A 19,111-nucleotide genomic window follows, 5' to 3' on the forward strand; every position below is an offset into this window, starting at 1 on the left:
TTTTACGTCAAAAGGGAAAAGAGGAGGGGGCCTGGCCCCCTCGCGGCTTAATTGCGAATCAGATAATCGAAGGCGCCCAGTGACGCCTTGGCGCCTTCACCCATGGCGATGACGATCTGCTTATAGGGCACGGTGGTGGCGTCGCCCGCGGCGAATACGCCGGGCACGGAGGTCATGCCGTGGGCATCGACGATGATCTCGCCGTGGGGCGTCATCTCGACCGGCGAGTCCTTAAGCCACTCGGTGTTCGGGACCAGGCCAATCTGTACGAAGATGCCTTCCAGCTCGAGGTTTTTGACCTCGTCGGTGTTGCGATCCTTATAGGTCAAACCGCTAACGCGGCTGCCGTCGCCGGTCACCTCGGTGGACTGGGCGTTCAGGATGATATCGACATTGGGCAGACTCTTGAGCTTTTTCTGCAGTACCGCGTCGGCGCGCATTTCGCCCATGAACTCGACCAGCGTCACATGGCCCACGATACCGGCCAGGTCGATGGCTGCTTCGACGCCGGAGTTGCCACCGCCGATGACCGCCACGCGCTTGCCTTTAAAGAGCGGACCGTCGCAGTGGGGGCAGTAGGCCACGCCCTTGTTGCGGTACTCCTGCTCGCCGGGCACGTTCATTTCGCGCCAGCGCGCGCCAGTGGCCAGCACCAGGGTTTTACTCTTGAGCGTCGCGCCGGACTCAAACGTTACTTCGTGCAGGCCGCCTTCGACCTCGGCCGCCTTGAGAGCGCTTGCCCGCTGAAGGTTCATGACGTCGACTTCGTAGTCGTTGACGTGCTGCTCAAGCGCTGCAACGAGCTTGGGCCCTTCGGTGTAGGAGACCGAGACGAAGTTCTCGATACCCAGGGTGTCGACGACCTGGCCGCCAAAGCGATCACCGGCAACGCCGGTATTGATGCCTTTGCGCGCCGAGTAGATCGCGGCGGAAGCACCGGCCGGGCCGCCGCCAATGATCAGTGAGTCGAAGGCGGCTTTCTCGCTGAGCTTTTTCGCATCGCGCTCGGCAGCACCCGTGTCCACCTTGGCCAGAATCTGCTCCAGGGTCATACGGCCTTGATCGAAAGGCTTGCCGTTCAAGTAGATGCTCGGCACTGACATGATCTCGCGTTCTTCGACTTCGTCCTGGAACAGCGCGCCGTCGATGGCCACGTGGCGCACGTTCGGGTTGAAGATCGCCATCAGGTTGAGGGCCTGCACCACGTCCGGGCAGTTCTGGCAGGAGAGCGAGTAGTAGGTCTCGAAAAGCATCTCGCCGTCGAGCGCCTTGATTTGGTCCAGTATGTCCTGGGAGGCCTTGGGCGGATGGCCGCCGACCTGCAGAAGAGCGAGCACCAGTGAGGTGAACTCATGGCCCATGGGAATACCGGCGAATACCACGCCGGACTCTTCACCCGGGCGGTTGATCGCAAACGACGGCGTACGTGCGTCCTGGCCGTCGGTTTTCAGGGTAATCTGGTTGCTCAGGCTTTTGATGTCTTCCAAAAGGCCCAGCAGTTCTTTTGACTTGTCACCGTCATCGAGGGACGCAACGAGCTCGAGCGGTTGAGTCACTTTTTCCAGGTAAGCTTTCAACTGACTTTTTAAATTGTCGTCCAACATGACAGCGGTTTCCTCGCAATCGGCGTGAATATGTCTCGACCGGCTCGAACATGCCAATGACTGGCTGAGCGCGGGAGAAGTGCGCAGGGTTAAAACGTACTTGAGGCGTTTCAAGGATTTGAAACGAGGCACCCGGGCAGTGCCCGGGTGCGGGGCCGATTCGTTACCCTTTATAAAAGCAGGTAGCGCGAATCAGCGAACGGCATTAGATCTTGCCGACAAGGTCCAGCGACGGCGCGAGGGTCTCTTCGCCTTCTTTCCACTTCGCCGGGCACACTTCGTTCGGGTTTTCACGAACGTACTGAGCCGCTTTGACCTTACGCAGCAACTCTTCAGCGTTACGGCCGATGTTGCCGGCGTTGATCTCGACGATTTGAACCTTACCGTCCGGGTCGATCACGAAGGTACCGCGCTCGGCCAGGCCGTCTTCTTCGATCAGTACTTCGAAGTTACGCGAAATTTTCAGCGTCGGATCCGCGATCATCGGGTACTGGAGCTTGCCGATGGTTTCGGAGCTGTCGTGCCACGCTTTGTGGGTAAAGTGGGTGTCGGTGGAAACGCTGTAGATCTCGACGCCCAGCTTCTTGAACGCTTCGTAGTTGTCGGCCAGATCACCAAGCTCGGTCGGGCATACGAAGGTGAAATCGGCCGGGTAGAAGAAGAAGATGGACCACTGGCCTTTCAGGTCGGCCTCTGTAACGTCAATGAATTCACCATTGAGGTAAGCGGTTGCCTTGAACGGTTTTACTTCGGCGTTGATCATGGACATTAGAAACGTCTCCGTATCGGATGGATGGTGACTTGAAAATGTAGGTGTCATACTAACGGCGAATGCTTGATAGCTAAAATTGAGAAAAGAAATTCGATCAATAGTTGTTAACTATTGGTTTCATTTCTTCTTCAATGCATGAACGACACTAAGCTAACGCGTAGGGCAAACGCCGTCATGGAAGGTAGGTGGGGCCAGTGACGCCTTAATGCAACAATTTTTTGGCCAGCCCTTGCGATAGGGGGCATAGCCGCGCAGAATTCGCAGCTTCCAAAAAATTGCCTGGCGGTTTTTAAGTGCTAATTTGAGTGTTGACGCCGAATTATGGGGTCAGCAACAAGCGTTCAACGCTGCATTCAGGGCAGGCGAGGGCGGCGGTACCCGGGCGGGTTCATTATTACTAATAGCGAGTACGAGGAGCAACTTGATGGGGAACATTCACAAACTCTCATTGGCCGTTACGGCTATCTCTTGTGTCGTAGCGGCTCAAGCCCATGCTGAAGAAGTAAGGGTTTATAACTGGTCCGATTATATCGCCCCGGAAACCCTCGAGAAGTTTACCGAACGTACCGGCATCGACATCACCTACGATGTCTACGACAGTAACGAAACCCTGGACGCCGCGCTGTTGGCCGGCCGCTCCGGCTACGACGTGGTCGTTCCCTCCTCGCACTTTTTCGCACGCCAGCGCCAGGCCGGCGTGTACCAGCCGCTCGATAAAGACGCGCTGCCCAATCTCGAGAACCTGAACGCCGATCTCATGGCGAACCTCGACGCCGTCGACCCGGAAAGCGGCTACATGGTCCCTTATATGTGGGGCACCAACGGTATCGGCTACAACGTCGACCGCGTACGGGAGATCCTTGGTGACGACGCGCCGACGGATAGCTGGGCGCTGCTGTTCGACCCCGAGATCACCGGCGCGCTCAATGATGCCGGCTGCGGCATTTCGATGCTGGATACCGGCGAAGAAATGCTGCCCGCGGCCATGGCCTACCTGGGGCTCGACCCGATCTCTGATGACACCGACAACCTGGACGCCGCCGGCGAGCTGATTGGCACCGTGCGCGACGACATCACCTATTTCCACTCCTCGCGCTACATTGCCGATCTGGCCAATGGTGATATCTGCGTGGCGGCGGGCTACTCCGGCGACGTCTTCCAGGCTGCCGAGCGCGCCGAGGAAGCGGGCCGCAACTTTGAAATCGGCTACGCCATTCCTAAAGAGGGCGCCGCGCTTTGGTTCGATGTCATGGCAATCCCCGCCGACGCGCCGAACGTGGAAAACGCTCACGCCTTCATCGACTTCATTCTCGACCCGGAAATCGCCGCCGAGATCACCGATTACGTCAGCTACGCCAACCCCAATGCCGCAGCAGACGCCTACCTGGACGAAGCGATTCTCAATGACCCGGCGATCTATCCAGAAGCCGAGGTCATGGAAAACCTTTACGTGGCCCGCGATATGCCCCAGGCGTTTCAGCGCGCCCGCACGCGTATCTGGAACCGCGTTAAATCCGGCCGTTAATTAGCGCCTACCGAGCGGCGGGCAGGGTTTTCCTGCCCGCTCTTTACCGTTTGGTGCCTGGCTTGCCAGGCCTCTGCATGGGAGTGGCGAATGGTCACTACGCCTTTGTCGAATGACCCTTCATCTTCTTCTGACGCGGCGCGCGCGCCGGGCAAAACGCCTCGCTTTGCCGAAGATATCGTACTGGAGGTCAAGCGCCTGAGTAAGCGCTTCGACGACGCACTGGCGGTCGACGACGTCAACCTGCAGGTCAAGCGTGGCGAGATTTTCGCGCTGTTGGGCGGCTCCGGTTCGGGTAAATCAACGCTTTTGCGCATGCTGGCGGGCTTCGAGACGCCCTCGGAGGGCAGCATTCTGCTCGGCGGTGAGGACATCACCGCGACCCCGCCGCATAAACGCTCGATCAATATGATGTTTCAGTCCTACGCGCTGTTTCCGCACATGAACGTCGCGCAGAACATCGCGTTTGGTTTGAAGCAGGACAAGCTCTCCAAAGCCGATATCGATGCCCGAGTGACGCAGATGTTGAAGCTCGTGCACATGGAGCGCTTTGCCAAGCGTAAGCCCCACCAGCTCTCCGGTGGCCAGCGCCAGCGGGTGGCGCTGGCGCGTTCGCTTGCCAAGCGTCCCAGGCTTTTGCTGCTCGATGAGCCCATGGGCGCTCTCGATAAAAAGCTGCGCACCGAGATGCAGCTCGAAGTGGTCGAGATCATCGAACAGGTCGGCGTGACCTGCATCATGGTCACCCACGATCAGGAAGAGGCGATGACCATGGCCGACCGGGTAGCGATCATGGCCGATGGCTGGATCGAACAGGTCGGATCACCCGTGGATATCTATGAAAGCCCGGCGAGTCGCATGGTGGCGGAGTTCGTGGGCACGGTGAACGTTTTCGAGGGCGAAATCGTGACGGATGCCGCCGATCACTGCACCATCGAATCCCCGGCGCTGTCGCGGCCGATCTACATCGACCACGGCATTACGACCCAGGCCGTAGACCGTCGCGTGTGGGCGGCGATTCGCCCCGAGAAGATCTGGCTTAGCCGCGAAAAGCCCGAGGGTGAGTACAACTGGGAGGCGGGCAAGGTCGATGACATCGCCTATTTGGGCGGCTACTCGCTCTACTACGTACGCACGTCGTCCGGGCAAATGATCAAGGCGAGCATGGCCAATACCGAGCGCCGCGGCGACCGACCCACTTGGGAAGACAGCGTTTACGTGTACTGGGAAGATCACAGCGCCATCGTGCTCAACCGTTAACGCGTGGCTTTAGGAGAGCGCCTTTGATGAAGCCGTTTGAGTTCGCGACACGTTTGAAGCGCCTGCAGCTTGGCCGCCGCGCGGTCATTGCGATGCCGCTTGTGTGGTTGACGCTGTTCTTTTTGCTGCCCTTTGCGCTGGTGCTGAAAATCAGCTTGGCCGAGTCGATGGTGGCCATCCCGCCTTACGGTCCTCTATTGGAGTACACCGACCAGACGCTGCATGTGTTCCTCAACCTGGGCAACTATCTGTTCTTGTTGTCCGATTCGCTCTACGTCGCGGCGTACTGGGGGTCGATCAAAACGGCGTTCATTTCGACGGTGGCGTGTTTGCTGCTGGGCTACCCGATGGCCTACGCCATGGCGCGGGCGCCAAAACACTGGCAGCTGGTGTTGCTGCTGCTGGTCATGCTGCCCTCTTGGACCTCGTTTTTGATTCGGGTTTACGCCTGGATGGGCATTTTGAGTAACAGCGGGCTAATCAATAACTTCTTGATGGGCATGGGGATCATCGAGTCGCCGCTGCGCATGATGAATACCCAGTTCGCCGTGGTCATCGGCATCGTCTATGCCTATCTGCCTTTCATGGTGCTGCCGCTTTACGCCCACCTGACCCGGCTCGATAATTCGCTGCTAGAGGCGGCGTCGGATCTGGGCTCGCGCAAGCTCAACACCTTTTTCAAGGTGACGCTGCCACTCTCCATGGGAGGGATCATCGCGGGCTCCATGCTGGTCTTCATCCCCGCCGTGGGCGAGTTCGTGATCCCGGAGCTTTTGGGCGGGCCGGATACGCTAATGATCGGCAAGGTGCTCTGGGAGGAGTTCTTCCTCAACCGTGATTGGCCGGTCGCCTCGGCGCTTGCCATGGTGATGCTGCTATTGCTGCTCATCCCCATCGTCTGGTTTCACCGTTATCAGTCCCGGGAGCTTGAAGAATGAGCCTGAAACCGCGCTGGCCTTCGTTTACGACCGTCATGTTGATCGTCGGGCTCGTGTTTCTCTACCTGCCGATGCTGGTGCTGGTGGTCTACTCCTTCAACGCCTCGCGGCTGGTCACCGTATGGGCCGGGTTTTCTACCCAGTGGTACGGCGCGCTGTTTCGCGATCGTCAGATTCTCGCCGCCGTGTGGACCAGTCTCGAAATCGCCTTTTTCGCCGCCAGCATGGCGGTATGTCTGGGCACCGTGGCGGCGTTCGTGATGACCCGCTACGCGCGCTTTCGCGGCAAGACCGCGCTTTCGAGCATGGTGACCGCACCGCTGGTCATGCCCGAGGTGATCACCGGGCTTTCGCTTTTGCTATTGTTCGTGCAGATGGCGCAGTTGATTGGCTGGCCGGCGGATCGTGGCATGGCCACGATCTGGATTGCGCATACGACGTTCTGTAGCGCCTACGTGGCGGTAGTGGTGGCCGCCAGGCTTCGTGAAATGGACCGCTCCATTGAAGAGGCGGCGATGGATTTGGGCTCGCCGCCGCTGAAAACCTTTTTCTTTATCACCCTGCCGGTGATCTCCACGGCGCTGTTGGCCGGGTGGCTTTTGGCCTTTACGCTGTCGCTGGATGACCTGGTGATCGCCAGTTTCGTTTCCGGGCCTGGGGCGAATACGCTGCCGATGGTGGTGTTCTCGTCGGTGCGGTTGGGGGTTTCGCCCAAGATCAACGCGCTGGCCACGCTGATTATCCTGATCGTCTCGCTGGCGACGCTGGCGGCCTGGTTTGTGATGCGTCGAAGCGAAAAGCGCCGCCGGGCGCTGCTGCAGCGGGCCGATCGAGGCGAGTAGTCTAGAGCACGTCGTCGTCGCGACCAGTGGTGATCGCTTCGATGTCGCCGGTCATGGGGGAAAGCAGCACCTGTACCTGAATCGGCGCGCAGCAGCGGTGACAGTCCTCCCAGGTCGTGTGGCTTCCCTGGGAGGTGTCGATGACGAAAGTGAGCGGCGTGGCGCAGTAGGGGCAGTCGAAATCGTGCTCGATGAGCGCGTCTTCGTCCATGTCGAACTCCTTGTTTAAAATGCTATGGGAATGAAAGGCCAAAGGGTCGATCAATTAGGGCCGATAAACCAGGACCGCTCAAGTGTAGCAGAGCCCGGGGGCGCGCCGCAGGCGTGAATCAGGTAGGATAGTGTGCGGTTTTTTCGATCAATCAAGTGAGAGAACGATGATGAAACGTTACATGGCAGTTGCGGCCGCACTGGCCCTCCCGATGGTTGCTCTGGCCGATACCCCGAACGTCGAGCCGGGCGAGTGGGAATTCGTCAGCGTCACCCGCATTAGCGGCGAGATGGATATTCCCGATCAAACCGAAACCGAGCATCAATGCATTACCCAGGAAGAGCTCGATAGCGCCGAGTTCGGCTTGATCGAAGAAGAGCAGGGCTGCGAGCTCATTAGCCAGGACATGAACGCCGATGGCATCTCTTACAGCATGGCGTGTAGCGCCGATGGCGGCCAAGCGACCATCGACGGCGAAATGAGCTTCATGGGCGAGCAGATCGACGGCACGGTCACCATCCTGACCGAGTCGCCGATGGGTGAGCTCACCATGGACACCGTGATCGAAGGCGAGCGCGTTGGCGACTGCTAAAACGCCGCCTGGTTAAGAAAAGGCGCCTGCGGGCGCCTTTTTTGTGGCGGGGGAAAAGGGTTTAGAGGTCTTTAAAGGCGCTTAACGGCTTTCATCGCCTGTTGCCATCTCCGCCTCCAAACGGCGTTTGACCGCGTTGGGCGAGCCGGTGTGACGGGCGAGCAGGTCGTAGGCCACCGGCACGACCAACAGCGTAAAGACCGTGGCCGCGCCGACCCCGGCCATGACCACGGTGCCGATCACCAGGCGTGATTCGGCGCCCGGGCCGCTCGAGAGAATCAGCGGTACCGCGCCTGCCATGGTGGTGATCGCGGTCATCAAAATGGGGCGCAGCCGGGTCACCGAGGCCTCGATGAGTGCCTCGCGAAACGCCACGCCCTCGTCGCGCAATTGGTTGGCGAACTCGACGATCAAAATACCGTTCTTTGCCGCCAGGCCGATCAACAATACAAGCCCCACTTGGCTGTAGATGTTCAGCGACTGGCCACTGAGCAAAAGCGCCAGCAGCGCACCGCTCATGGCAAGCGGTACGGTCAACATGATCACGAAGGGGTGGATCAGGCTCTCGAACTGCGCCGCCAGCACCAGAAAGACCACCACCGCGCCCAGGATCAGCAAAAAAGCCGTTGCGCCGCTCGCTTCCTGGAAATCTCGCGAGGGGCCGGCCAGATTGGTCTGGGCGGCCTCGGGCAGCAGCTCATCGGCACTTTGCTGCAGGTACTCGAGCGCCTCGCCCAGGGTATAGCCGTCCGCCAGGTTCGCCTCGAGAGTGATCGAGCGGACACGGTCGAAGCGATTCAGCGTGCTGGCGCCGGCGAAGTCGGAAAGCGTCACCAGACTCGAGAGCGGGATCAGCGCGCCGCTTCGCGCCGATCGCACCTGGATGTTGTCCAGCGCCCGTGGGCTATTCTGGCGCGCGCGGTCGCCTTCGACGATCACATCGTACTCCTCGCCGTCGTCGACATAGCGGGTCACGTTACGTCCGCCCAGCAGCACCTCCAGCGTGCGGCCGATCTCGCTGACCGTCACGCCAAGCGCGGCGGCCCGGTTGTAGTCGATCTCTACGCGAAGCTGGGGCTGGGTTTCATCGTAGTTGCTCTCGAGCGCGGTCAGGCGCGGATTATCGCGCCGGACGTGGTCGATCAGCACGTCGCGCCAGCGGGCGATCTCTTCATAAGAGCCGCCGCCGAGCACGAACTGAACCGGTTTTTGAGTGCGCTGGCCAAACCCCTGACGCATCACCGGAAACGCCTGCACGCCGGGTAGGGTAGAGAGCGTGGCGCGCACCTCGTCCATGACCTCCCAGGCGCTGCGCCGCTCGCCCCAGCTCGCCATGTCGATAATCAAAAAACCGCTGTTGAAGTTTTCGATATTGCCGAAGCCGCGCGGCGCGCGGACCACTACGCGTTCGAACTCGCCGCTGTCCAGAAAGGAGTCGAGGCGCGCCTCGACTTCGTCCATATAGTCCATCATGTACTCGAACGTGGCGCCCTCGGGGCCGTTGACCAGCACGATGAAGTTGCCCCGATCCTCCTGGGGTGTGTATTCGGTGGGCAAATGCGCCGCCAGCCAGCCGGTAGCGGCGATCAGCAGCGCGAACAGCGCGACCACCAGCCAGCGCAGGCGAAGCGTCGTTTCCAGCACGCGCCGATAAAGGCGCTGGGTGAGGTTCAAAAGCCACTGCACTGCACGCCCCACGCGGCTATCGTGCATACCGGGTTTGAGAATTTTCGAGGCCATCATGGGGGTAAGCGTGAGCGCCAGCAGCGTGGAGAACACCACCGCAGCGGCCATGGTCAAGGCGAACTCGGAAAATAGCCGCCCGATATCGCCCTGCAGCATACTCAGCGGAACGAACACCGCCACCAACACAAGCGTCGTGGCGATGACCGCAAAGCCGATCTGGCGGGTACCACGGTACGCTGCCACCAAAGGTGTCTCGCCGTACTCGAACATGCGCCGGTTGATGTTTTCGAGCACGACGATGGCGTCATCGACGATCAGGCCAATGGCCAGCACCAGTGCCAGTAGCGTCAACAGGTTGATCGAGAAGTTCATCGCCGCAAGCGCGGTGAAGGCGCCGATCACCGCAATGGGTACCGTGACCGCGGGTACCAGGGTGGTGCGCAGATTCCCCAAAAAGAGAAAGATCACGATCACCACCAGGCCCATGGCGATAAAGAGCGTCGAGACCACCTGGTCAATGGCGCCGGAGACGAACAGTGAAGCGTCGTAGTTGAGGGAGAGCTCCATCCCCTCGGGCAGGGTTTGCTGGAGGCGCTGCATTTCGTCCTGCACGGCCTCGGAAAGGGCCAGCACGTTGGCGGTGGACTGCATGATGATCCCAAGCCCCACCATGGGCACGCCATTGGCGCGAAACACCGAACGGTCTTCGACCGAGCCCACTTCGACCCGGGCGACATCGGCCAGGCGCACCAGATAACCACTTTCGCCCTGGGCGAGGGCCAGGCGTTTGAAGTCATCGGCGGTCGCGAAGGCTCTAGGTAAGCGGACGATGAACTGACGGTCCGCGGACTCGATCGAGCCCGCCGGAAGCTCGACGTTCTCGGCGCGCAGGGCGTCTTCGATATCGCCGACGGTCAGGCCCCGGGCGGCCAGGGCGTTGCGGTCGAGCCAGACACGCATGGCGTAATCGCGACCGCCGCCCAAGCGCACTCGGGCAACCCCGGGCTGCACCGAGAGGCTGTCCGCCAGGTAGCGGTTGGCGTAGTCGGTAAGCTCGGTGATCGAGTAGTTCGCCCCGGAGAGGCTTAGCCAGACGACGATCTCTTCGCTGCTGTCGGCCTTGGTGACCTCCGGATTGTCGGCGTCGTCCGGCAGGTTGCGCAGCGCCCCGGAGATGCGGTCGCGAATATCGTTGGCCGCCGCGTCGATATCCATGGTGATCGCGAACTCGATCTCGATGCGCGACCGGCCATCTTCACTTCGCGAGGTAATCAGCTCGATCCCTTCGACGCCGGCAATGCGATCCTCGAGAATTTGGGTAATGCGCGTTTCCACTACATTGGCCGAGGCGCCGGGGTAGCGGGTGTCGATACTCACGATCGGCGGGTCGACGGTAGGATACTCCTGCAGCGGCAGCCGGTTGAGCGCCAGTACGCCAAAGGCGATGATCAGCGCGGCGATCACCATGGCAAGGACCGGGCGCTGAACCGAGATATCCGATAGGCGCATTAGCGATCCGCCTCCAGCAGCGTACGAATGCTGGTCTCGTCGTCGACGACGCCGAGCAGGCGCACCTCGAGCCCGTCCCGGGCTAGCTGGAGGCCGTGCACCACGATCAAGTCATCGGCGTTTAAACCCTCCAGAATCTCCACCTCGCCGTAGCGGCGCTCGCCAATCATGACCTGGCGCTGCTCCAGCCGGTAACCGTCATCCGTCTGGTGAATCAGCATCACGTAGTGGCGGTCGCCGCTTGGCTCGAGCGCCGCCTCGGGGATCACGACGGCCTCCCGCAGGCGCTGGCGAACGGTGACTTCCATGAGCATGCCTGGGCGCAGGCGCAGGTCCGGGTTTTCCAGACGCGCGCGGACCTCGACACTGCGGGTGGCCGGGTCGATGCGCGTGCCGATACTGGCGATCTCGCCGCTGAACACGTCGTCGGGGTAGGCCGCGGTGGTGGCGCTAAGGGTAAGTCCCGTAGAGAGGCGCCCAAGAAACACCTCGGGCACGCTGAAATCGAGCTTCATGATATCGAGCTTGTCGAGGGTGACGAGCTCGGTCCCCGGGGTGACCAGTGCGCCAACACTGATAGTACGCAAGCCGACCCGACCGCTGAACGGGGCGTGCAGGCGGTAGTTGGTAAGCTGCGCTTCGATGGCCTGGGCCTGGGCGCGGGCCTGATCGAGCCGAGCCTGGTTGTCTTCGACATCCGCGCGGGCGGCCAGGTTACGGTTTTGCAACTGGGTGGCCCGGGTGAGGGCGTTACCGCGCTCGGCGCTCAGCGCCTGGGCGGCGCGTAAAAGCGCTTGCTCCTCTGAGTCCTCCAGGCGGATCAAAAGCCGCCCGCGCTCGACCTGCTCGCCGTCCTCGAAATTGATCTCGGCCACGGTATCGGTGACCGTTGCCGAAAGCGTCACGCTTTCGTCGGCGCTCAGTGTTCCCAGCGCCTCGAGCGGGTCCGACCAGGTGCTCGCTTGGGCATGGCTTCCAATCACGCTTGGCAACGGCTGGGCAAACGCCAAGGGGGCGTGGGCAATCAATAACAGACCGGTCAGTAGCAGTCCCGTTAGCCATAGTCCTGGCGGGCGTTTTAAAACATGCATGAAATTCTCGGTCATTGGCCGTCTCGAGGGGCGCGAGCTAAAGGCGCAGGGTCATTCAAGGCGGCGTTTAATGCAACGCCGCCGGCGCGGTTTCAAGTGTTCGGCCTGGAGCAACATCACGCGCATTATCCCTTAAAGAAAATAACCGCTTTATAGCTGATAGAATAGTCGGCTTTCTGTTTGTTCGAGGTTACCGGGTATGGTGTTTGATGTCGTGATCATTGGCGCGGGCGCTGCGGGGTTGATGTGCGCCGCCCAAGCGGGCTACGCGGGCAAACGCGTGCTGGTGCTCGACCACGCCAATAAAGCGGGCAAGAAGATCCTCATGTCCGGCGGTGGGCGCTGCAATTTTACCAACCTGGACACCGCGGCTGGCCATTTTTATTCGCAAAACCCTTATTTTTGTATTTCGGCGCTGAAGCGTTACCGTCCAGAGCACTTCGTCGAACTCGTCGAACGCCACGGCCTCGAGTACGTGGAAAAGGCGCCGGGCCAGCTTTTTTGCGCCGACTCCGCCAAGGAGATGGTGCGTTTGCTGCTGACCGAGTGCGAATGGGCTGGCGCCGAGGTATCGCTCAATACTCAAATCACCGGCGTTGAGCGCGCCGGTGAAGGGATGCGTCTTGAAACGTCCCGCGGGCGAATCGACGCGGGTACGTTGGTCGTGGCGACCGGCGGGCTTTCGATTCCCACGCTCGGCGCCAGCGGCTTTGGCTACGATATCGCCCGTCAGTTTGGCCTGGAGGTGCTGCCCACACGCCCCGGGCTTGTGCCGCTGACCTTGAGCGATACCTGGAAAGAGCGCGCCAGCGCGCTGTCCGGACTGAGCGTACCGGTAGCGGTAACCTCACAAGATCACCGCTTCGAAGAGCCAATGCTGTTTACCCACCGGGGCCTTTCGGGGCCGTCGATCCTGCAAATATCCAGCGTTTGGGAACCTGGCGAGGCGCTGGAGATCGACCTCCTGCCCGGGGAGCAGGCCAGCGCTCTTTTGCTGGAGGCGCGCGGGGCGACCCCTAAACGACTGCTCTCTACCTGGCTTGGCGAGCGCTTACCCAAGCGTCTTGCCCAGGCGATGATCGAGTGGTACCCCGAGGCGCAGAGCCAAAAGCCGCTGGCGCAGTACTCCAACGAAGCGCTACAAGAGTGGGCCGAGCGCATCAATCACTGGACGCTCAAGCCTTCCGGCACCGAAGGCTGGCGCACCGCCGAGGTCACCATGGGTGGGGTCAGCACTGAGGCCATCTCGTCGAAAACCTTCGAGGTGAAAGACCTTCCACAGCTGCGCTTTATCGGCGAGGTACTGGACGTGACGGGTAGGCTCGGGGGGTATAATTTTCAGTGGGCCTGGGCGAGCGGGGTGGCCTGCGCCCAAGCACTTTAAAACGCTTTCAAATAAAAAACGTGCGCCAGGGCGCACGTTTTTTTAGCCAGGATACAAGTTCGAAGGCCAGGCTTAGGTCGCGATTTTGGCCAGCAGCTTGAACTTGCGAAACAGCATATAGCCCGCCAGTGCCTTGCGACCTGCCGCCATCGCGCCGCCGGGGTGGCGAATGAGCCGCCAGGCTGCAATACCACCGACTGCATAGAGCGGAAGGCGAAAGCTTTTCAGGCTGTTCTCAAGCGGTGCGGCCGCGTTCAAAAGAAAGTCGCTCTCGACCAGAATATCGACGCGCTGCTGTTCAAGCTCAGCCAGAAGTGCTGCCTTGCGCTCAGCGCGGCTCGGCTTAGCGTTGGTCGTCTGGTTGGTCATGTTGATTGGCCTCCAGTAGCGCTCGATCCGCCGACAGCTGCTTAAGCGTCTCTTTTAAAAGCGTATGGCTTTTTGCCTGTCGAATGGCAACCAGCGCAAACACCAGGCTCAAAAAGATGAGCACGCCGGCACTAAAGACAATCGCCGTAATGCGGTAGGTATCCCAAAACAGAATAATGACCAGCGCGGTAAGCGTGGCCACTCCCAGCAACAGCAGCAGAAGGCTTGCACCCGCCAGCAAAAAAAGCACCAGTATGCGCGCGCGTTCCTCTTCAAGCTCTAAAACCGCCAAACGCAGGCGAGTTTCACTATTGGCAACCAGTGAACCTATCAGGCGTTTGACGGCAGAGAATACGCGTTGGGTTGGACCCAAGGCCATTAGCGACGACCGAGCAGCAGTCCAGCTACCAGACCCGCAGCGGCGCCAATGCCCATGCTGGTCCAGGGGTTGTCGCGCACGTAACGGTCGCAGCAATCAACCTGATTGGAGAGGGATTCGCGAGTATCTTCGTAGATGTTTTCACCAGCGGTTTCAAGACGCGAGCGGGTCTCTTTCAAGCGGCGCTCGGCGCGTTCGCGCAGGCCGCGCATCTCACCACTGGCATCCTTGGAGGTCGCATTGACCAGCTCTTCGACGGTTTCGCTTAGGTAGCGAAGGTCGTTTTTAAGTTGGTCGGCACGTTTGGAGCTGTCTGAATTACGCTTGGCCATGATGTCTTCCTTTGACGGGTTAATGAAACGCTGACTGCTATCAGCATAGCAGCCATTATCGAATAGACAACCTCGCCACTTTATCGGTTCAGGCCGGTGGCGCTGAACAGCGGGTTGAGGCTGAAACCGAGGCTCAGGCGGTGTACGCGGTTGTCGTAGTCGATCATGCTTTCGCCGTACCCGTAGTAGTACTGCAGGTGCGCACGAAGATTGGTGAACGCCGGCCAGCTATAGTCCACCTGCGCGCCGTAATGGTCGGCGGAAGGGTTGCCGCGTAGCTGGGTCGCTAATTCGTGGTTGCCGTCCAGGCGTTTGGCCAGGCGAATGTCGCCGTAGCCCATGTAGCGATCGATGTCCGGGTTGTCGTCACTCCCCTCGGATTCCGGCACGCGCCAGTGAGGGGCCAGAGTAAGGGCCCAGTCGCCGCGCTGGAACGTGCTCTCCAGATAGACCCGATTCCAGCTACGCGACAGCGGGTCGGAGCGCCCGTTGGACTGGTGATTGAACGACACCCGGTTGCGCGTGTTGACCCAGCCAAGCGCACTCCAGGCATTGTCGAAATCGATGAAGATTTCCGGCTCGTAGTTGGTCTCCCGGAACGGGGAGGAGGCATCGGTATTATACGCCTGCCACCAGCTGCGCTGGGTGTAGCCGAAATAGACGTCACCCACGTTGCCAAAAAGATCCTCGACCAGATTGAACTTGGCGCTGAACTGGAACTTGACCTCGATGTCGTCGGGACCGTTTTCATCGGTGATCTCGCGAAATCTCGGGGCGTCGGTGCTGCCGTTATAACTCACCGGGAAAATATAGTTCGTACGGTGCGTGGTGATCGCGAACGGGTTACGGGTAGACTCCTGCTCGAGCTGGCGGCGCTCGTTCAAGTCTTCGAGGGCGACCTCTTCGGGCAGCGGTTCAGGCTCGAGCCCGGCGGCGCTTTCCGTCGGTGCCTCTATTTGTTGTAGCTGCTGGTGTAGCTGATAAAGCTCGGTATTTAACGCGCGAATACGAGCCTCGATCTCTTCTTGTGTTTCTGCCAGAGCGCTATTGGCGAGCGGGGCCGTACCCGCAAACACGAAGAGGGCTGCTAATAACCGGTGTCGGGTGACCATGAGTGAGGCTCGCGATATGGGAAAAGAGAGTTAACAGGGCTTTCTATACAGCCTTGGCGTTTAAGTCAACTACTCGTGATTGCGAAAGTGGCGATTACCCAGGACAATGCCCCCTTGACCGCCCTCCGGGCGGGGCGATTATGTCAGCGAGGCATGCATAACGTGGTGAAATGCGCGGTGAGAGTATGGGTGTTTTGCGGCGCGCTACTGGCGCTTTTACTCCTCGTAGGGGCGCCGGGGGCTATGGCCGTCGAGGTGGAGGGCGTGCCTGCCCGAGAAGAGCTCGACGAGCGGCTGAGTGCGATCGAAGAGTCCGAAGGCGAGCCGAGCGAGCAGCAACAAAGTGAGATGCAGGCGCTCGAGGCGGCGCTGGATGCCTACGAACGGTTGGGCGCGATGGAAGAGCGCTTGGCCACGCTCGAACAGCGTATGGAGGAGTCGCCGGCGGCGCTGCTTCGCCTGGAACGTGAGCTCAACGAGGTCGAACAGGCCAGCCAGCAGCTCAACGCCGGTGATCTAAGCGATATGGCGCTTTCAAATCTGGAAAGCCGCCAGGCCGACGCGGTGGTCGCGCTGCAGCAATTGCAAGGCCAGTTGGCGGATGCCAACTCGCAACTGCTGGCGGCGCAAACGCTGCCCGAGCGTGCCCAACAGGCTATTTCCAATGCGATCCAGCGTAGCGAGCGGTTGCGCCGGGAAGTGGACGACCGCGAAGCCCTGCTCGCCGACCGCCAGCTTTCGGCGCAAAACGATGCCAATCTGATCCAGCTCCGCCTGAATCGTACGGTGGCCGAGCGTGAAATGAGCCTCAATCAGCGCGAGCTCAGCGCCAATAGCCGCCTGCGCGAGCTGGCCCAGCGTCGCCGCGACTTGCTCTCGCTGCAAATCGACGAACAGGAGCAGCAGCTCAACTTGCTCCAGGGCGTGATCGACCGCCAGCGCCGGCTGCAGTCGGAACAGGCCATTGCCGACGCCGCTCGGGAGGACCCGCTGGTGGCCGAAGGTCACCCGGTGGTACTACGTGCCCAGCAGGTCAATCAGGATCTGAGTCTGGAACTTTTGCGCGCCACCGACCGCTCCAACGGTATCGTACGCGAAAATATCGAAGCCCAGCGTCAGCTCGACCACGTCCGCCAGCTCCAGCGAAGCCTCAACGAGCAGCTCGACGCCATTCGCGGCAGTCAGCTTCTGTCGCGCATTCTGGTCGAGCAGCGCCAGTCCCTGCCCGTGATCGCGCCGCGCCACGACCTGCAGGATGAAATCGCCGATCTACGTCTGAAACAGTTCGATCTGGTCCGCCAGCGCGACCAGCTTCGCCAGGGCGAGCGGCTGGCCAATCAGCGTTTGGAAGAGGCCGGGGTCGAAGTGACGGAGGGGCTGGTCGATTCGCTCTCGCGGCTCTACCAGTCGCGCCGCGAGCTCGTCGACCAGCTCGAGCAGACCTACGGCGGGCTTTTGAGCGCGGCCATCGAGCTTCAGCTCAATCAGCAGCAGCTTCTGGAGATCTCTCGTAACCTGCGCACCACCATCGACGAGCAGCTTTTTTGGGTGGCCAGCAGCCGCCCGCTGGATGTCGCCTGGCTTAGGCAGTTGCCGCAGAACCTGCGTATCGAATGGCGCGAAGGCGAATGGCGAAACCTTTTGCCGACCCGCTGGGAAGGCCTCTCCTGGGAGGTGCTGGTCGGGGCGCCGCTCGTTTTGATCAGCTTTTTGCTGATGGGCCTTCGAGCGCGCATCAAGGCGGGGCTAACGCGCATCCATTCGCAAATCGGCCGGCTCAAAAGCGACACTCAGGGGCACACGCCCCGGGCGGTTTTACTCAATGCGCTACTGGCGATCCCCGGGCCGCTGGTATTGGCCGGAGTGGGGGTCGGGCTAAGGACCGGTGAAGGGCCGGCCTCGCAGAGTCTGGCGCTGGCGTTTTTACAGCTGTCGCTTAGCTGGGGGGCGATTGCCTGGGGGCGGCGACTGCTGGTGCCCGACGGCGTGGCCGAGCGCCACTTTACCTGGTCGGCGGGTTACGGTGCCAAGCTACGCCAGCTACTCGGCGGGCTCGGAATTACGCTGTCACTGGTCGTGGTGATCGCCACGCTCTCCGCTCCCATGCAAACGCCGCTCGCCCAGCGCCCGCTGGCGCTGGGGCTTTTCTTCGTGTCGCTTGCCGCCATGAGCTGGTGGCTGGCGAAGTTGATTCTCGCCCACGTGCCGTTTTTCGGCGTGCGGCTTTTCAGGTTGCTTTTGGGTCTGGGGATCGCCGCCGTACCGCTGGTGCTGTTTAGTCTGGTCGCCTGGGGGTTTGAATACACCGCCCTTCGCCTGGTGGGGCGTTTTGCCATGACGCTCTATATCCTGGGGCTTTGGATCATCGTCGAGGCCACGGTGGTGCGAAGTCTCGCCGTGGCGGCCAGGCGGCTGGCTTATCGCCGGGCCCTGGCAAGGCGCCGGGCCCAGGTACAGGAGGGCGCCGAAGGCGGACTCGAAGTGGTCGAGGAGCCGCCGCTGGATATGGAGCAGATCAATAGCCAGTCGCTACGGCTTTCCAAACTGATTCTTTTGATCGGCTTTACCACGCTTTTGTACCTGGTATGGTCGGATCTGCTCACCGTGCTGGGCTACCTGGACCAGGTCTCGATCTGGGACGCTGAAGACGGCGACCTGGTCGGCAATACGCTCTCGATCAGCGATGTGTTCACGGCGCTTTTGGTCGTGGCGGTAACGATCATCATGGCCAGCAACCTGCCGGGGCTTTTGGAAGTTTCGGTATTGTCGCGGCTATCGCTCAAGCAGGGCAGCGCCTACGCGATCACCTCGCTTTTGTCCTACACCATCGTGGGTACCGGCGTGGTCATGGCGCTAGCGACCCTCGGCGTTTCCTGGGACAAGCTTCAGTGGTTGGTGGCCGCGCTCAGCGTGGGGTTGGGCTTTGGCCTGCAGGAGATATTCGCCAACTTCATCTCGGGGCTGATCATCTTGTTCGAGCGACCGATTCGTATTGGCGACACCATCACCCTTGGCAACCTGCACGGCACCGTGAGCCGGATACGTATTCGCGCCACGACGGTCACCGATTTCGACCGTAAAGAGATCATCATCCCCAATAAAACCTTCGTGACCGACCAACTGATTAACTGGTCGCTGTCGGATAACGTCACCCGGGTGGTGCTCACATTTGGGGTATCCCACGGTTCGGATCTCGAGCGCGTCCATACTCTGCTGCGCCAGGCCGCCGACGAGAATGCCCGGGTGCTGGTCGACCCGGAGCCCCAGGTGTTTTGTGTCAGCTACGGACCGCACAGCCTCAACTTCGAGTTGCGTATCTTCGTCAACGATCTGCTGGATCGCCTTTTCGCCGCCGATGAAATCAACTGCCGGGTGGACGCGCTCTTGCGCGAGGCGGGTATCCGCGTGGCCTTCGAGCAGATGGATGTTTGGCTTCACCGCGACGAGTCCGAGCCGGTCAAGGTGCAGTCCGCGCAGCAGTTGCCCCCGGCCTCGCTAAGCTAAC

The 19,111-nt window shown here is 60.7% G+C and carries 16 protein-coding genes; 7 read left to right on the forward strand and 9 right to left on the reverse strand.

Annotation, left to right across the window (positions count from 1 at the left end):
* Positions 1-47 precede the first annotated feature (47 nt).
* Together ahpF and ahpC are read right to left on the reverse strand one after the other, a co-directional pair.
* Positions 48-1,604, reverse strand: a complete 1,557-nt coding sequence (ahpF, locus tag ACWFVE_RS05315) for an alkyl hydroperoxide reductase subunit F (protein ID WP_447528241.1) — start codon at positions 1,602-1,604, stop codon at positions 48-50.
* Positions 1,605-1,809: 205 nt separating this feature from the next.
* A complete protein-coding gene (ahpC, locus tag ACWFVE_RS05320; protein ID WP_447528242.1) occupies positions 1,810-2,373 on the reverse strand; it encodes an alkyl hydroperoxide reductase subunit C in 564 nt (187 codons plus the stop codon).
* Positions 2,374-2,800: 427 nt separating this feature from the next.
* Here ahpC and ACWFVE_RS05325 point away from each other — a divergent pair, with 427 nt between their 5' ends.
* The 4 genes from ACWFVE_RS05325 (at position 2,801) to ACWFVE_RS05340 (ending at position 6,941) form a co-directional block, all read left to right on the forward strand.
* Positions 2,801-3,901: a polyamine ABC transporter substrate-binding protein gene (locus ACWFVE_RS05325; RefSeq protein WP_447528243.1), complete on the forward strand. Its 1,101-nt coding sequence runs from the start codon at positions 2,801-2,803 to the stop codon at positions 3,899-3,901.
* A 90-nt stretch (positions 3,902-3,991) separates the two neighbouring features.
* On the forward strand, positions 3,992-5,161 hold the full coding sequence (locus tag ACWFVE_RS05330; RefSeq protein ID WP_447528244.1) for an ABC transporter ATP-binding protein: 1,170 nt from the start codon (positions 3,992-3,994) through the stop codon (positions 5,159-5,161).
* Positions 5,162-5,187: 26 nt separating this feature from the next.
* Entirely contained in the window at positions 5,188-6,099 is a 912-nt protein-coding gene (locus tag ACWFVE_RS05335) for an ABC transporter permease subunit (RefSeq protein WP_447528245.1), read from the forward strand.
* Complete coding sequence (locus ACWFVE_RS05340) at positions 6,096-6,941, forward strand: ABC transporter permease subunit (RefSeq protein ID WP_447528246.1); 846 nt, start codon at positions 6,096-6,098, stop codon at positions 6,939-6,941. Before ACWFVE_RS05335 ends, ACWFVE_RS05340 begins: the two co-directional genes overlap by 4 nt.
* A gap of 1 nt (position 6,942) precedes the next feature.
* On the opposite strand, the gene ACWFVE_RS05345 is transcribed toward ACWFVE_RS05340, so the two are convergent.
* Positions 6,943-7,152 carry a CPXCG motif-containing cysteine-rich protein gene (locus ACWFVE_RS05345; RefSeq protein WP_447528247.1) on the reverse strand — a complete coding sequence of 70 codons (210 nt, stop codon included), beginning with the start codon at positions 7,150-7,152 and terminating at the stop codon, positions 6,943-6,945.
* 181 nt (positions 7,153-7,333) lie between these two features.
* On the opposite strand from ACWFVE_RS05345, the gene ACWFVE_RS05350 reads away from it, so the two are divergent.
* Positions 7,334-7,744 carry a DUF3617 domain-containing protein gene (locus ACWFVE_RS05350; RefSeq protein WP_447528248.1) on the forward strand — a complete coding sequence of 137 codons (411 nt, stop codon included), beginning with the start codon at positions 7,334-7,336 and terminating at the stop codon, positions 7,742-7,744.
* 81 nt (positions 7,745-7,825) lie between these two features.
* Here the strand turns inward: ACWFVE_RS05350 and ACWFVE_RS05355 are convergent, their stop codons facing one another.
* Complete coding sequence (locus ACWFVE_RS05355; RefSeq protein ID WP_447528249.1) at positions 7,826-10,939, reverse strand: efflux RND transporter permease subunit; 3,114 nt, start codon at positions 10,937-10,939, stop codon at positions 7,826-7,828.
* Positions 10,939-12,030: an efflux RND transporter periplasmic adaptor subunit gene (locus ACWFVE_RS05360; RefSeq protein WP_447528250.1), complete on the reverse strand. Its 1,092-nt coding sequence runs from the start codon at positions 12,028-12,030 to the stop codon at positions 10,939-10,941. Before ACWFVE_RS05360 ends, ACWFVE_RS05355 begins: the two co-directional genes overlap by 1 nt.
* A 199-nt stretch (positions 12,031-12,229) precedes the next feature.
* Here ACWFVE_RS05360 and ACWFVE_RS05365 point away from each other — a divergent pair, with 199 nt between their 5' ends.
* Positions 12,230-13,414, forward strand: coding sequence for an NAD(P)/FAD-dependent oxidoreductase (locus tag ACWFVE_RS05365; RefSeq protein ID WP_447528251.1), 1,185 nt, complete (start codon positions 12,230-12,232; stop codon positions 13,412-13,414).
* Positions 13,415-13,486: 72 nt separating this feature from the next.
* Here ACWFVE_RS05365 and ACWFVE_RS05370 read toward each other — a convergent pair whose 3' ends face one another.
* From ACWFVE_RS05370 to ACWFVE_RS05385, 4 genes are all read right to left on the reverse strand, one after another.
* Positions 13,487-13,783: a hypothetical protein gene (locus tag ACWFVE_RS05370; protein WP_447528252.1), complete on the reverse strand. Its 297-nt coding sequence runs from the start codon at positions 13,781-13,783 to the stop codon at positions 13,487-13,489.
* Positions 13,758-14,162: a phage holin family protein gene (locus ACWFVE_RS05375; RefSeq protein ID WP_447528253.1), complete on the reverse strand. Its 405-nt coding sequence runs from the start codon at positions 14,160-14,162 to the stop codon at positions 13,758-13,760. The genes ACWFVE_RS05370 and ACWFVE_RS05375 overlap by 26 nt, the downstream gene beginning before the upstream one ends.
* The gene (locus ACWFVE_RS05380) at positions 14,162-14,494 is read right to left on the reverse strand and encodes a DUF883 family protein (protein ID WP_447528254.1); all 333 of its coding nucleotides are present in this window, start codon (positions 14,492-14,494) and stop codon (positions 14,162-14,164) included. Before ACWFVE_RS05380 ends, ACWFVE_RS05375 begins: the two co-directional genes overlap by 1 nt.
* An 80-nt stretch (positions 14,495-14,574) precedes the next feature.
* On the reverse strand, positions 14,575-15,606 hold the full coding sequence (locus ACWFVE_RS05385) for a phospholipase A (RefSeq protein ID WP_447528255.1): 1,032 nt from the start codon (positions 15,604-15,606) through the stop codon (positions 14,575-14,577).
* Between the two features lie 153 nt (positions 15,607-15,759).
* On the opposite strand from ACWFVE_RS05385, the gene mscK reads away from it, so the two are divergent.
* Complete coding sequence (mscK, locus tag ACWFVE_RS05390; protein WP_447528256.1) at positions 15,760-19,110, forward strand: mechanosensitive channel MscK; 3,351 nt, start codon at positions 15,760-15,762, stop codon at positions 19,108-19,110.
* Position 19,111: the final 1 nt, after the last annotated feature.

The organism is Vreelandella mediterranea, assembly GCF_970647075.1.